This window comes from Paenibacillus sp. FSL R5-0636, from assembly GCF_037974255.1.
Taxonomy (GTDB): domain Bacteria; phylum Bacillota; class Bacilli; order Paenibacillales; family Paenibacillaceae; genus Paenibacillus_AQ; species Paenibacillus_AQ odorifer.
Map to the genome: position 1 here is coordinate 5,258,035 of NZ_CP150232.1, position 12,713 is coordinate 5,270,747.

Genomic DNA, 12,713 nt, shown 5'->3' on the forward strand with positions numbered 1-12,713 from the left:
ATTACGCAGCCTCCCGTAAGTCTTGCGCTAAGACAACGTTAAGTTGCTCCGCCAGCGCGACTCCGATTAGGTAGGAGACGCGCGATGCGACTCCGTTACCGACAATACGATATTGCGCGGACAGCGAGATTGTGTCTGGCAGTACGTACGAATCGGGGGCTGATTGGATGCGGAGGCACTCGCGGACGGTGAAACGGCGGGGCCCATGTAGCGGATGAATCGGCTGACCGCTGTTGTGGTGCGCTGGTATCGTATTACACGGAGCATCCATCGTTTGAACGCGGTTAGCTTGATCGTACGAATACTCACGCCCCGGAGTCCAAAAACGTCCGCAATCCTGCTCGGCGGGCTCCGGCAAATCACCGATTACATCGCGCAATACCTGCGTCCGATAATCCCATACGTATGGCGACGGAAATTCAAACGTAAACGCCAAGTCCTTCCGCACACCTACGATGAACACGCGCTCTCTTTTCTGAGCTACGCCATAATTCCACGCGTTGATTACGCGCCAGGTAACCGCGTAGCCGATCTCGTCAAACTGCGCTAATAAAGCGTCGAATGTCGGGCGGTGCTTCTTCGTAAGGAGACCCTTTACGTTTTCGAATACGAAGGCTTTCGGCTGCTTGTCCGCGATGATACGCAGGTACGTCCATACGAGTTTACCGCGCTCTCCCTCTTCGCCTGCACCCGAACCGGCAACGCTGTAGTCTTGGCACGGCGGTCCGCCTGCGATAATGTCTGCGTCGGGTATTTGCGCCTGTATTAAGTCAGACGTAATATCTCCGCAGATTACGTGATCGCCGATGTTGTAGGCGTACGCTTCTGCCGCACGCTTATCGAAGTCGTTCGCGAAGGTGATATCGTAGCCTGCCGCTTGTAATCCGACCGCCATTAGTCCGCCGCCGCAGAATAACTCAGCTACCGTTAAGCCATTCGCAGGTAATTGCGGTGTTACGTTATAGTTGCGTATGGATATCGTCTCCTCTTCGCTCAATTTTCCGGGATGAAGCGACGCGTCCCGTGCGCTCGTTGGTACCGTATAAGCGGCTTCGTCCCAATTAACAACGCGCTTACGAGATAGGTAGCGCGATGAGTAGCGCCCGTCTTGCGGATTCTTAACGTGATTGCTTATCGTCATCCTGCGCCTCCTCACGTTTCGCCAGCGGAGTCCGATCGTCATAAGGGACCGCACTAATCGCGTCAATGCGTCCGTACATATAACCGGCTTCGTAACCTGCGCGGTAAGCTCCGCCCACTTCATCCGTCGACATCACGCCGCCTCCTTTAGTGTCAGCCCCGCGATAATCTCGTCAATCTGCGCGTAGAGAGCGTCGAGCGTCCCGTCATTCACTACTGTAAAATCCGCAGCATAGCCGTCGAGTGCCGTTTCCGTTCCGTGCGCGAGGTCAGCGTAATTGAACGTGTCGCCCGAGTTGACGGCGCGCTCGATGCGTAGGCCGTCCGGTGCAGTTACGCGGATAAGGACGTATGAACGGGCGGCTAGCGCGTCAGCCTCGTTTAACTGGCGAACGTCGGAGATTACCGCGCGGAAATCGAGGTTTGCGTAGTAAGCGCGCTGAACCTCCGCAAGACACTTGCGTATCCAGACGTCCGCGTCAACGTGTTCGCGCATAAACTGTCCGTGAAACTGGTAGCCGGCGCGCGGTTTAGGATCGCGTGGGATCTCCGGATAGCGGCGGTGAAAATCGCGTTTCAATTCGTCGCCGAACGCGAACTGCGTATATCCGTATTTGGACGCGAGGTAATCGCCGACTAATGACTTTCCTGCGCGAAGCTTGCCAGTAAGTGCGATGTTAGGCAACGTCAGAATAATCAACCCCTTTCGATTTTAGAAATCCGAGCTTTACATCCAGGTTAGTTAAGTCCTCACTGAAAAGCTCAATCAGCAAGTATCCGCGACGTAAGCACAGACTTCTTTTTAACTTCATCCTGTCCGCGTACTCAGGTAGCTTCGGAAGACCAAAGAACTCAATGTAGTAGGGACCGACCTTAAAGTCAGCGATTAACTTCCCAAAGTACGGAACGTGAGCCTGGTAATGGACCCCGTTATCGTACAGCCAATCCGCGACTATAGATTCGGATATGCTGTCGTATAACAACCCGTCTTTCCCATATGTTTTATTTCCGTAAATATTCTCGTTTAGGGGAAGCCCTGCTTTAGTTAAGGCGTTATTCCAGCCCCCAAAGCGCACTTGAAACGTTGCCCACCCGTAAGCGAGTTGGTCCCGAGTAGAAGGGCTCCTGCCTGTTTCTATCCTGAACCTACGCAACTCAGAGAGCAGCTCTTCATCGCTAACTGGACACCAAGTAGGCTTTAGTCCGACGGCTTTAAGGGCGTTTGTCCACGTCCCGAAACGCTTGTTATAAGTACCTTTGCCACACACGCCGGCTCTACCTGTGAGATCGGAGGCGAACGGCGTCCTACCCAGTTCCTCCGCGAGGGCAACAATGTCGGCTAGCATCTCCTCATCCGATTTAGTAGGGGTACTCCTCTTGTTGGTAGGGATACCTAGATAAAGTAGATACTCGTTATAGGACTTTCCTGTCCTCGCTTTGATAGTTTTAATGGACGGCAGTCTGAGCCTCCTAATATCCGAGGAGGACGGCGCCTTACCGTAAACAAGGAAATGCTCGATAAACAGCCCCTCTAAGTCCTCGTCGGATATCCTAAAACCTCCGATGCAGTTACCCAACGCGAACCGCCGCCCAGCATTCGTCTATAATTCTTTCAACGTCAGCCTTCGCACGCTCAACGATTCCGTCGCGGATTTTTTGAGCGGACTTCTTAACATATGACGGTAACGTAGTATCAACGGGACCCTCCGCAACTTTAACGTAAGAAGGCGAGCTGTCCGTTTCGAGCGCGAGGATGCGCTTTTCAAGCGTTAAGGTGCGCTTCTCAAGCGCTTTGATCTCGCCGCTAACGCCCTCTTCGATGAGAACGATATCCTCGCGTGCCACACGTAGGTCGCCCTCTAATTGCGCAATCTTACGTGTGAGCACCGTGATGTTCTCCGCGTATTGATCAGCGATGGGCAGCGCGGATAGGGGCGTCGGAGTCGGCGCTAGTTCCGCGGAGGTTAGCGGTTCGAGTACGCGATAATACGCTTCAAGAACGTTGCCGCGTCCGTCCAGCCCGACCGCAGGAATCCCGTAATCCGTACGCTCAACTACGAACGTTTGACCTGCGCGGAAGTATGCGCGGTCTTCTGTAACAATCACGCGCTCGCCCACCGCAGCCTTACGGTCGACCATTCGGTACGCGCGATTAACTCCGTCCTTATCGTCGATGCGCAGGATATCCGTAGGTTCGAGGACTACGTAGTCCACCTCTTTTACCGCCCACCAGTCGCGCTTATCAAGATACTCCGCAGTATTTACGCTACGGATGCGGACAATCTCGCCGCTAGGGAAATGGTGCCCGCAATTATTATCCGTAATCTTAACGAGTTCACCTACGTTAGCCGTCCGCTTAACCTCGCGATATTCACGTGAGATACCGCCGAGCGATTCGTCGGGGAGGAGCGTAATGCCTACGATGGCTTCGTCCGGGAGAATGCGCAGTCCCTTTTCCGAATAGAGAAATTGTTCACCGTTACGCGCTTGCACGACCCAAATCATAGCGCCGTCATGCACGAAAGTTGATGTAAGCAGCGTCACCGTATCTCCATCGTTTAAGTGGCTGCGCTTGTCACTTCCGTAAACGTATGCTGCTTTCGGGTATCCGTGCTCAGCTGCGAGTGTTACCCAATTCGTATATACCTGCAGTGAGTTCGTGATCTCCGCTTTTCTACCGTCGATAACCTTCGTCATTAGTAACCGTCCCCTTTTCGGATAGTATTCTTATTCGTTATTCCCACCGTTGGCGCGGCGGGTTCTTGCGCATGTGCTGACGGAGCTTTGCCCGTTAACTCCGTAAGACATGCGCTATTTATTGCTCATCCCCGTAATTCTCGTCGATAAATCCCGCTATTAAATCGAATTGCATATGCGTCAGCATTACGGCGCGCTCCGCCATATCAACGCCGTGCCATCCCGTCATAATTGCGTGTGGATCGGCGTTCGGTCCGCTAACTGCGAACATGGCTCCGGTTATTAGGCCGGCGCGTGCCTGCGCTGCTAATGCGTCGAATGCGGCGGCAATTTCGTTCTGTACGCATGGGAACGGGATTATTGTTGCAGTCATTTATAGCGCCTCCTCTACGTTAATATCGTGAATACCCCGTACCAGAACGCCGCGCATCCGATGAGAATAGCGGACCACACCGCGATGAATGCGTAGTTAATCCGTTTCATCCTGCGCTCACTCCCCTTCGATTACTTTGCGCCATCCGTCAATTACCGCCGACACTCCACTCGAGCCGAATCCGCCAGCCCCACGCTCGCTCTCCGCTAATTCCGTGACAACTTCGAAGTTAACGCGCGGATACGGGATGATGAACGCTTGGCAAACGCGATCTCCTTTGCGGATAATGTATGACGCGTTAATCTCGTCCTCACGCGCTAACCGTCCGGTACCATTCACGTAGAATACTAAGTCGTTCGTAACTGGCACATCGTGACCGACCGCGATGTTATCGAACATCATCGCAACCTCTCCGCGATAATCCGCATCAATAACGCCAATTCCGTTCGGCTGCCGGAGCTTCGTATTAAGCGCGATGCCCGACCGCATACATACGAGCATTACGTAGCCCGGCGGAATCTCGAACGCGAGTCCTAACGGAACCTTAACCGTATCGCCTGGCGAAATTACCGCGTCTTCTACCGCGACTAAATCGAAACCCGCCGCTAGTTCCGTTGCATATGCGGGGATTTTGGCGTCCGGATGCAGGCGCTTAATCTTAACGTTGATATCGTTGTTCACACGTTCACCTCTCCGTAATTTATCGAGTAACTCCGTACGCTTACGCTTTCTGTCCGCCATGATCTCGGCTTGCGGGCGGTCGATGATACGTTGCGCTCTCATTCCGCAGGTTCCATCGCCGTTATCCGCATGATTGTTCCGCCACAATGACCGCGACTTCTCTTAGCGGAGGATAACGAATCGTGCGCCTTAATCGACGGCTTCGCGCTGGAACCGCCGCCCTTCGGATATCCCGTAACATTTCCGTTAGAATCAACGTGAGCCAGTACGTATAGCTCCTTCGCGATCTTAGGTTCCGGCGGGGACAGTTCCGCCTTAATCGCGTCGAGCATCCCCGTTAACTGCGCGAAGAGAACAGCGTCCGATTCAGCGTCTGATATACCCGTTGCAAATTCGTCTCCCGCCGCAATCAACTCGTCAATCTCCGCGTCCATTTCCTCCGGAATCTCGAATCCAGCGTCGGACAGCGTTATTGCGTAGGCGCCAAGTGCTACGATCATTGCCGTTAATTTAGCGTTCATCATTCCGCGATCGCCTCCCGTTCCTCAATTACGTAAATCGCGCCGCGCTGTTCGATGATATCGTATTTAACCGCGTCGATAACGCCGCCCGGACGGAGTGTGACTTCGTGGCGGAACGGTTCAGATGCGTTAGCCCAGCCTATCATCGCAAGCACACCGAGGACTCCCGCGATAACAAGCACGCCGGGCTCCGCTAAGATAAACGCTGCGATTAAGAAGAATAGCGCCAGAACTCCGATGATTATCGCAGCTATAATAGCAAGCGTGCTCGTCTCGCCACCATACGTATTCAGTACGTCCATTAGGCAGCAACTCCTTTCGCGGGGACAGCGCTTCCTGCGTCAGCATTATAGTCAACGTCGGTGTCGTCGAGTATAATTCCGCGCTTACCAATAATCGAACCAATATGCGCTGTTTCACCGTGAATTACCGCTAAGTTTGACGGAACGAGTTTCCGCGTTTTCCCTTTGTATCTAACGATCATATTCGCGTTTTTACCACCCGGTTGCGGCGCGTCCGTATATTCGGTAGGCACCGCTAACCCAAGCGCCTTACGCAGCGCGATCGCTTTGCCGATTTCCGCGTGGAATACGTCGGCTGGCGAACACTTTGCGGTGAACTTCGCGTCAGGTACTCGTTCTAGTGACACTCCGTGATTCACCAACGCTGTCACCGTACGTTTATCCCGGTTAACGTGAAAGTTAGCGGCGTAGCAACGGTTGTGGAACGGAGATTCTTTCGGAATGTCCGAGTAGATATCGCGACCAATCCGTAGCAACTCCGCAACGTCAGCGGTCGCCTTCGCGATAACCTGTGCGCGTGTCAACTTCGGAGTGCGTGCGATAACTGCGCCGGAATCTGCGACTGTAAACGGTGCGCCTACGATTCCTCCTACGCTGATGCCCGGCGGATCAATCTCCGGAAGTAGCTTGCGCAATTCATCCGCATTGTCCGCGACGAACTGGCGGAAGGCTGCGTAGAGGGGATCGGATGATAGCGGTGAGGGTGCGATAGACTCCGTGACGGGTTCGAGGACTACGTATTCGCCTACTACGATGCCCACCGCGCTTAGGCGTTCCGCTACTCCGATTACTGCGCCTTCATGTTCAGCGTGTGTTTCCGTTACAGTAAACACATCGCCGTTCTCATAGAGACCGCCAGTAGCCCACGCGTTTACTACCTTAATTCGTTCCCCCACCGCTGCCTTACGTTTAACTTCGCGATATTGTTGCGTTGTCATTACTGAACCGCCTCCTCGTTTATATTGCGCGGCATCTGCGCCTTACATAGATAAAGCCGACGTGCTCGGAAGTCCCGCACACTTTTACGGAAACTTTTTTCGTCGTCCGCGCCTTACATAACGTATGGTGCCGCCGCTCCACACTTCGCACACTTTTAATGAAAAAAACGGAGAGTCGGCGAAATTAATCGCTAACACTCCGTTTAAGGCGGCGCTGAGCCTCCGCCAGTTTCCGTTCATACTTCGCCGCCAGTCCGCGATGCACTTCGACCGCACGTTCAAGTCCCGCGATCTCGGCGAGCTGGGCGCGTTCGAGTTGCGTAGTGAGGCGGTCTGGAATACGCGTCATGTCTGCGTCCAGGCGGTTATTAACGCTGAGAACATAATACGTCCGCGAGGTTCCGTCGATTGCGAGTAATGTACGTCAATGTCGTACCCGCTATTTGCGTAACCGCTCAGCGCTTCGCTAACCGCCGGACCAAAGCGCTCAACTCCCTGCGAAATGTGTGTATATCCAATGTATTCCCTCATGCCGCAATCCCTCCGATTTCATCGATTAGGTTCTCGCGCAGTAAATACGACAGACACACTGCGCATGCGTCCGCGTCATCGTATCCCGTCCGCCACTTAGTATCCGCAGGCAACCGCAGGTACTTCCGCACCGCTTCCGCGACTTCCGGTTTCTCCGCCTTCCCGTTGCCGGTTACGTATTTCTTAACCGACGTTGGGGCAAGCGCGGGCTTTAAGTCCTCCGCGTGGTAACCGTAAGCCGCGAGCGCTCTGTCTGCCGCTGCCCATGCGCTGAATATCGTTTGAGTCGCGCGTTTATTCCGTCCGGACGTAAAGTCTTCGCGAACTACGATATCGAACGGACGATGCTCCCGAACGAAGTGACCGACAAACGTTTCGACCGTGTAGTTGCGTACGGCGTCCGTATCGGCCGTCGAAGTCGCTACGGAGTCACATGCGATAAGGTACGGGGTTCTATTACGGACTTCTACCACAGCGATTCCGGGACTTAGCGATAAGTCGAGTCCGAGAACACGGAAGTTAGGAAGCGCGGGTTTCTTCGTCTGTTTCGTGATCGCTTCCGCCTCCTTCCGATATAAATCCGAGTATGAACGACCAAACGATGAGAAGCGCAGATATAACGCTGACGTACAATAGTCCGCACGTTAATAGCGAGAACCACACCAGGCCGCCGACCATAAGTGCGCCAATAAGTAATACGTAGAGGGTTCCGTTAATAATACGTTTAGTCATTACGCCGCCTCCTTTCCGAATGTGTAAACGGTATTACTCGTAACAACGGAAACTACTCCGTCGCTATCCGCGATCGAACGTACGAATGACGTCCGCAGGATCTTGTTTCCGTCATCGCGGTAACATACGAGCATAGGCGCGCCGACCTCGCAGCGTAAGATTTCTACGCGCTGACCTTTGCGTCGGGCTTCGCGTTCGTGTGTTGTTCCGTCGAGATTGCTTATCGATTCGATTACGTATGATTGCGGTGTCTGCAAATTAGGCGGCCTCCTTCGCTTCTTCCTCGTACCGTATCCGCTGAATCTCCGTGAGCGCTTCGATAGGTCCTCGCTTCTTCCAATCCGGCAGACTCGATCGTGATATCGCGCTTACTTTCCGCTCAATGACCGCGATCTCATCCTCCGTTAATGACAACGCACATGCACGCTTGAAATTGTTGAACGTAAAGTTTTCGATATCAAGGGGCGGCGGTATCTTCGCATTGACCGCGTGAACAATGTCCGCGAAGCCATCGAATACCTCTGCGCGCATCTCGTCCGTAATATACAGGCCGTACGCCTTGATGTCCGGAGTCTTCGCGATGTCCTCTGCGCTCATTTCCCACGCCTTTTTCGCGCAATTAACGTAGAGGATTACGTAATAATCGACTCCGTACATTCGCGAATAGCAGACCGTTTGCTTAACGTGCTTCGCCTCCGGACCATTACGTGTCGAGTATTCGGACGTTTTGGCTGACGTTGTCTGCTTCGATTTAACTTCGAGGCCGACGCGCAGCACCTCGCCGTCATCCGTCCGGTAAAGCATCATTCCGTCGCAGAATCCGAACAGCGAGAAAACAGCGCCGTTATGTGTAATATTCGTAAGGCCGGGCGCAAACTGTTCGAAGCGCGGCTCACCCAGCGCATTACGTTCGAATACAAATCGCGGCTGATCGTAATGTTTCTCTGCGAATAATATATCGCGCTGAATCATATCGCCGACCTGCGTGCCGAGCCTAGTCCAGCGCCCTTTATGCGGAGATTGTACGGATACGTCCTTCTTCGCGCCGAGCGCCTTTTCGTAGAGTGAGCGCGGACATGCGCCTGCAGCTGACGGAGAGAAATACGGAATGTTACGCGGCGGCCATACTTTGCGCGATTTATCCGTGAGGACAGCGGCGTACATTGCGTGAATCTGCGCGTCGAGTGCGTCGTCGTACACTTCTGGTGCGGAATGCCAGGCGTTGAGATAATCCGTGAAGTGCTGTGCGATTTGATTAGCGATTGATTGTGTAATTATGACCGCCTCCTTAGTATGTTTCGTGCGTATACGTGTAGATCCCGAGTTCGCCCGCTTTGGTTACGTAGGCGATCGCGTAACAGTCGATGTCGTAGCCGGGACTATCGAAGCCTCCGCAATATTCGTACATACACGGAATATCAAAGTGCTGCTTAATCGATTCTACCGCATATCTAAGCGCCTCTTCTGCGCCGTTGTCCGGATGAGACTCAGCCTCCTCGATTGCATGCGCTATCTTCGCTTCGACTTGCGCCTTGTCCGCCATTCTTACGCAGCCTCCTTTACGTATTCAAGCGCAGATTCCAACGCGCCTACAATGTCGTCACCGCAGTTATGCAACCAATCGCCCGCCTCCGAGAATCCGTAGTCGCCGCTATCAATACGCGTGAGCACGCGGGCGAGCCTTTCAATGGCGCTATCTACTTCCGCAATTACCTTCGCTTTGTTGGCGCTAGTCATTCCGCGTCATCTCCTTCGTTAATTTGCGCTCTTTCCCACCCGCAAGGGCAGCAGTGATCTCCGTATTCATCCGCTAGTACGCGAACCTGACGGCGGCACTGCGGACATGTGAACGTTGTGGTAGCGCGCTCCATTAGGACGCCATCCGATACGGAAGCACTACGACGTCTATTCCGTTATCCTCATCGCGCAGAACGATCGGACTTAAATTGCCGGTCAATCCGATAGTTACCCGCTGAGATCCCGCGTCTTTGAATACGTTCAACGCGTTAAGCATGTACTCCGCATTAAACGCTACCGCCATGTCCGGCCCGCTTAAGTCCGCGTTAATCCCGGCGCTAAACGATAACGCGGGAGAATCGTTCGTAACGGATAGCGTGGCGGCATCGCCTGCGTAACGAAGTAGCGCGAGGTTACGTTTGTCTCCGGCGGATAGCTTCGCGGCTTCGAGCGCAACCTTTACGCAGGCAATCGCGTCCTTTAAATCCGCCCGCGTAACCGTTTCGATAAGCGTAATCTGTGACGTAAAGTCCTGCGGAATTAAGCGCGATGTGTCCGGATACTGACCGTCAACGGGCGCGCCGGTCTTAGCGTGAGACGTAAATGCCTCCGCAAAGTTATGCGCGCCGCCGATCCGGAGCAACGTGTGGCGATCCGTTGCGACTACGGATCCATCATCGAGGTAACGTACGCCCTCTAGTACGGGAGTGCCTCCACCCGGCTTAACCGTAAACTTCTTCGCGTGCTTCGTGATAAGTTCGAGTTTCTTCGCTTGTGATATCGCCATAATTACGCAGCCTCCTTATTTTTGAACCATTCGTCTGGCGTTACGCCTTTACCCCAGCGCAGCATAATCGCGATATCCGTTCCGTTGGCTACGTTGCCCCACGAATACGACTGCGTCATAATGCGCTCAATAACGGCGATGTCCTCCCGCGTAAATTCCTCCGGAATCTCGAACACCAATTCGTCATGAATCGTTCCCCACAGCGCCCAGCCTTCGCGTTCCTCACACGCTTCGTGCGCTTTAATCATCGTTACTTTCGTTTGAACGGCGGAACTCCCCTGAACGCGAGCATTCGTACCCTGGCGCATAGCCCGGTTAATCTTTCCGTTGTGCTTGCGCCACTCTTCGTACTTCGGATCATTCCACTTACCATACGGAATCTCCTTACGCTTAAGTGTTCCGTCGGGCAAGCGCCGTTTACGTTGCTGCTTATCCGCCCATACGAAACCGTACTTGGCGACGTGCTCCTCGTTAGCCTTGAGCCAGGCGGATAATTTCGGCATCCCACCGAACAGCTCTTCTTTGAACGCGGTCGCTTCCGGTTTCTTTAGCTTGAGCATCTCCGCGAGTGAAAAGTCGCTCATCCCGTACAATGTCGCCAGCCATACGACCTTCATCGCTTTGCGTTCCGGCGTATCTTCCCCGTTCGGCAGCTTATTAACTTCGTGGTACGGGCGCTTGTAGTACATGCTCGCCATGTTAGCGTACGGATCGATGCCCTTTTCGAACGCTTCGATTAGGACGGGTTCGCCCGATAAATAAGCGGTGCAGCGGATCTCTTGCGCCTTAAAGTCCGCCGACACCAGGACCTTACCTTCTGGCGCTAGGAACATCTTGCGCGCTTCCTCCGGCTGATTCTGAACGTTAAATTGATTGGAATCCGCGGCATCTTCGTCCTTGCCGGAGCTAAAGCGCCCGGTAACGGTTCCCATCGGATTAAACCGCGAGTGCCAGCGCTTAGTCGTCGGATTCTGTTTCGTCGGCAGCGCGTCGATGTACGTTCCGCTGAGCTTCGTTATCTTGCGGTATTCGAGTAAGTCCGCGATAACTTCGAACTCACGGCCCATAGGCTTGAGCGTCTTCTTAGCGTCCATATTCGGAATATCGCGGCCGATTTCTTTCGAGAGAACCGCCTTCATCTGCGGCGTAGAATTAAGGTTAAGATCACCGTCCCCTTCGTGATGTTTCGCCAGGACTTCGATAAGCTTCGTACGCAGCTCTTTGGCGCGAGCGCTCAATTGCTCACCGTATTCCTTTGCGAAGTCTAAATCGAGGATATATCCGTTAGCCTCCAAGTCTACGATTACGTAGAGCAACGGAACCTCAACCGTACGGTAATATTCGAGTACCGTCGGCAATGTAGCGAAGTGACCGCGCTGGAATTGATACAAGCGCCAAGTAAGATCGGTATCCTTAGCCGCGTATGCCAGCGCAATATCTAGCGGAATTTCATTGAACGGAGTCTTGCCGAATAGTTCCGAGAACGTATCCGACTCCACTCCGAGATATTTAGGCGCGAGGTCTTTTAAGCGGAACGACGGTTCGTTCTCGTTGAGTAGGTGCATCGCTACCATCGTATCCCACGTAACTCCGCGCAGATCCGAACCATGCCGCCGGAACATCGCGATATCGAATATAGCGTTATGGAGTATCTTGCCGATATCTGTGCTATAAAGGAACCAACGCAATTCCTGCAGTACGTAATCTCGCGATAATTGTTCGCCTTCATCGTGGCTGACCGGAATATAAACGTGCATTCCCTTTTCGGCTAACGGTGGAATGCTAACGGAAGGCAACGTTAATGATAGGCCGACAATCACGTCTGTATAAACGTCAACTCCCGTAGTTTCCGTATCGACCGCCACTTCCGTTTCATTGCGCAGCCTATCGTTGAGTCGCGCCAGTAGCTTCGCGTTATTAATCAAGAAGTAGTTTTTCGGAGTATGCGCGACCATATTACGTAATCTTTCCTCGCGGATCGACTCGCGCAAGTCATCGTAAATCCGCATAGCCTCCGCCTTGCTGAACCGTTTGCCGACGCTGGACGGGTGTCTGCCCGTCACACCCGTATCCATTGCGTCTTTTACCGCGATTAACTTTTCGCGATCGGCATCCGTATTCTTTAGCGCGAGTATGCGAACCCATGCGTCCGCTATCGTCTCCTCCGCCGCTTTCTTCCGTTTGGTGGCGCTGGCTATGCGGTCAGCTACGTCTTCCGGCGCTTCGGCTGCGGTCGGACTACGTAGATTAAGCGTTAATTTAACGTCCATATAT

At 53.5% G+C, this 12,713-nt stretch carries 18 protein-coding genes; all 18 read right to left on the reverse strand.

From position 1 onward, the window contains the following. Window position 1: 1 nt before the first annotated feature. The 18 genes from MKX34_RS23960 to MKX34_RS24045 all read right to left on the reverse strand — a co-directional run bounded on the left by MKX34_RS23960 (window position 2) and on the right by MKX34_RS24045 (window position 12,709). Complete coding sequence (locus MKX34_RS23960; RefSeq protein WP_076297468.1) at window positions 2-1,141, reverse strand: DNA cytosine methyltransferase; 1,140 nt, start codon at window positions 1,139-1,141, stop codon at window positions 2-4. Beyond that, window positions 1,119-1,274 carry a hypothetical protein gene (locus tag MKX34_RS23965; protein ID WP_179089332.1) on the reverse strand — a complete coding sequence of 52 codons (156 nt, stop codon included), beginning with the start codon at window positions 1,272-1,274 and terminating at the stop codon, window positions 1,119-1,121. The genes MKX34_RS23960 and MKX34_RS23965 overlap by 23 nt, the downstream gene beginning before the upstream one ends. Beyond that, window positions 1,274-1,825 (reverse strand): adenylate kinase, encoded by a 552-nt coding sequence (locus MKX34_RS23970; protein WP_256717677.1) that lies wholly within the window; start codon window positions 1,823-1,825, stop codon window positions 1,274-1,276. The genes MKX34_RS23965 and MKX34_RS23970 overlap by 1 nt, the downstream gene beginning before the upstream one ends. After that, window positions 1,818-2,717, reverse strand: a complete 900-nt coding sequence (locus MKX34_RS23975; protein WP_076297469.1) for a hypothetical protein — start codon at window positions 2,715-2,717, stop codon at window positions 1,818-1,820. Before MKX34_RS23975 ends, MKX34_RS23970 begins: the two co-directional genes overlap by 8 nt. Further along, window positions 2,710-3,837 carry a hypothetical protein gene (locus tag MKX34_RS23980; RefSeq protein WP_076297470.1) on the reverse strand — a complete coding sequence of 376 codons (1,128 nt, stop codon included), beginning with the start codon at window positions 3,835-3,837 and terminating at the stop codon, window positions 2,710-2,712. Before MKX34_RS23980 ends, MKX34_RS23975 begins: the two co-directional genes overlap by 8 nt. 118 nt (window positions 3,838-3,955) lie before the next feature. Beyond that, window positions 3,956-4,210, reverse strand: a complete 255-nt coding sequence (locus tag MKX34_RS23985) for a hypothetical protein (RefSeq protein ID WP_076297471.1) — start codon at window positions 4,208-4,210, stop codon at window positions 3,956-3,958. Between the two features lie 117 nt (window positions 4,211-4,327). Next, the gene (locus tag MKX34_RS23990) at window positions 4,328-4,879 is read right to left on the reverse strand and encodes a deoxyuridine 5'-triphosphate nucleotidohydrolase (RefSeq protein ID WP_076297552.1); all 552 of its coding nucleotides are present in this window, start codon (window positions 4,877-4,879) and stop codon (window positions 4,328-4,330) included. Between the two features lie 110 nt (window positions 4,880-4,989). Beyond that, the gene (locus tag MKX34_RS23995; protein WP_076297472.1) at window positions 4,990-5,415 is read right to left on the reverse strand and encodes a hypothetical protein; all 426 of its coding nucleotides are present in this window, start codon (window positions 5,413-5,415) and stop codon (window positions 4,990-4,992) included. Beyond that, window positions 5,412-5,714 carry a hypothetical protein gene (locus tag MKX34_RS24000; RefSeq protein ID WP_076297473.1) on the reverse strand — a complete coding sequence of 101 codons (303 nt, stop codon included), beginning with the start codon at window positions 5,712-5,714 and terminating at the stop codon, window positions 5,412-5,414. The genes MKX34_RS23995 and MKX34_RS24000 overlap by 4 nt, the downstream gene beginning before the upstream one ends. Beyond that, on the reverse strand, window positions 5,714-6,610 hold the full coding sequence (locus tag MKX34_RS24005; protein ID WP_143763785.1) for a hypothetical protein: 897 nt from the start codon (window positions 6,608-6,610) through the stop codon (window positions 5,714-5,716). Before MKX34_RS24005 ends, MKX34_RS24000 begins: the two co-directional genes overlap by 1 nt. Window positions 6,611-6,997: 387 nt before the next feature. Further along, window positions 6,998-7,183 carry a hypothetical protein gene (locus MKX34_RS24010; protein WP_076297475.1) on the reverse strand — a complete coding sequence of 62 codons (186 nt, stop codon included), beginning with the start codon at window positions 7,181-7,183 and terminating at the stop codon, window positions 6,998-7,000. Beyond that, window positions 7,180-7,797, reverse strand: a complete 618-nt coding sequence (locus MKX34_RS24015) for a crossover junction endodeoxyribonuclease RuvC (RefSeq protein ID WP_081384048.1) — start codon at window positions 7,795-7,797, stop codon at window positions 7,180-7,182. The genes MKX34_RS24010 and MKX34_RS24015 overlap by 4 nt, the downstream gene beginning before the upstream one ends. Beyond that, window positions 7,703-7,915: a hypothetical protein gene (locus MKX34_RS24020; RefSeq protein ID WP_076297477.1), complete on the reverse strand. Its 213-nt coding sequence runs from the start codon at window positions 7,913-7,915 to the stop codon at window positions 7,703-7,705. Before MKX34_RS24020 ends, MKX34_RS24015 begins: the two co-directional genes overlap by 95 nt. Window positions 7,916-8,173: 258 nt before the next feature. Continuing rightward, a complete protein-coding gene (locus MKX34_RS24025; protein WP_339203628.1) occupies window positions 8,174-9,115 on the reverse strand; it encodes a hypothetical protein in 942 nt (313 codons plus the stop codon). Window positions 9,116-9,203: 88 nt separating this feature from the next. Beyond that, the gene (locus MKX34_RS24030; protein WP_076297480.1) at window positions 9,204-9,458 is read right to left on the reverse strand and encodes a hypothetical protein; all 255 of its coding nucleotides are present in this window, start codon (window positions 9,456-9,458) and stop codon (window positions 9,204-9,206) included. 2 nt (window positions 9,459-9,460) lie between these two features. After that, a complete protein-coding gene (locus MKX34_RS24035; RefSeq protein ID WP_076297481.1) occupies window positions 9,461-9,652 on the reverse strand; it encodes a hypothetical protein in 192 nt (63 codons plus the stop codon). A gap of 133 nt (window positions 9,653-9,785) precedes the next feature. Continuing rightward, window positions 9,786-10,439: a hypothetical protein gene (locus MKX34_RS24040; protein ID WP_076297482.1), complete on the reverse strand. Its 654-nt coding sequence runs from the start codon at window positions 10,437-10,439 to the stop codon at window positions 9,786-9,788. A 2-nt stretch (window positions 10,440-10,441) separates the two neighbouring features. Next, entirely contained in the window at window positions 10,442-12,709 is a 2,268-nt protein-coding gene (locus MKX34_RS24045; RefSeq protein ID WP_076297483.1) for a DNA polymerase, read from the reverse strand. Window positions 12,710-12,713 lie beyond the last annotated feature (4 nt).

What these genes read in the sequence shown, in the direction of transcription:
- MKX34_RS23960 (WP_076297468.1), bottom strand. Translation starts at nt 1,141, where the DNA reads ATGACGATAAGCAATCACGTTAAGAATCCGCAAGACGGGCGCTACTCA.
- MKX34_RS23965 (WP_179089332.1), bottom strand. Translation starts at nt 1,274, where the DNA reads ATGTCGACGGATGAAGTGGGCGGAGCTTACCGCGCAGGTTACGAAGCC.
- MKX34_RS23980 (WP_076297470.1), bottom strand. Translation starts at nt 3,837, where the DNA reads ATGACGAAGGTTATCGACGGTAGAAAAGCGGAGATCACGAACTCACTG.
- MKX34_RS23985 (WP_076297471.1), bottom strand. Translation starts at nt 4,210, where the DNA reads ATGACTGCAACAATAATCCCGTTCCCATGCGTACAGAACGAAATTGCC.
- MKX34_RS23995 (WP_076297472.1), bottom strand. Translation starts at nt 5,415, where the DNA reads ATGATGAACGCTAAATTAACGGCAATGATCGTAGCACTTGGCGCCTAC.
- MKX34_RS24000 (WP_076297473.1), bottom strand. Translation starts at nt 5,714, where the DNA reads ATGGACGTACTGAATACGTATGGTGGCGAGACGAGCACGCTTGCTATT.
- MKX34_RS24010 (WP_076297475.1), bottom strand. Translation starts at nt 7,183, where the DNA reads ATGAGGGAATACATTGGATATACACACATTTCGCAGGGAGTTGAGCGC.
- MKX34_RS24020 (WP_076297477.1), bottom strand. Translation starts at nt 7,915, where the DNA reads ATGACTAAACGTATTATTAACGGAACCCTCTACGTATTACTTATTGGC.
- MKX34_RS24030 (WP_076297480.1), bottom strand. Translation starts at nt 9,458, where the DNA reads ATGGCGGACAAGGCGCAAGTCGAAGCGAAGATAGCGCATGCAATCGAG.
- MKX34_RS24035 (WP_076297481.1), bottom strand. Translation starts at nt 9,652, where the DNA reads ATGACTAGCGCCAACAAAGCGAAGGTAATTGCGGAAGTAGATAGCGCC.
- MKX34_RS24040 (WP_076297482.1), bottom strand. Translation starts at nt 10,439, where the DNA reads ATGGCGATATCACAAGCGAAGAAACTCGAACTTATCACGAAGCACGCG.
- MKX34_RS24045 (WP_076297483.1), bottom strand. Translation starts at nt 12,709, where the DNA reads ATGGACGTTAAATTAACGCTTAATCTACGTAGTCCGACCGCAGCCGAA.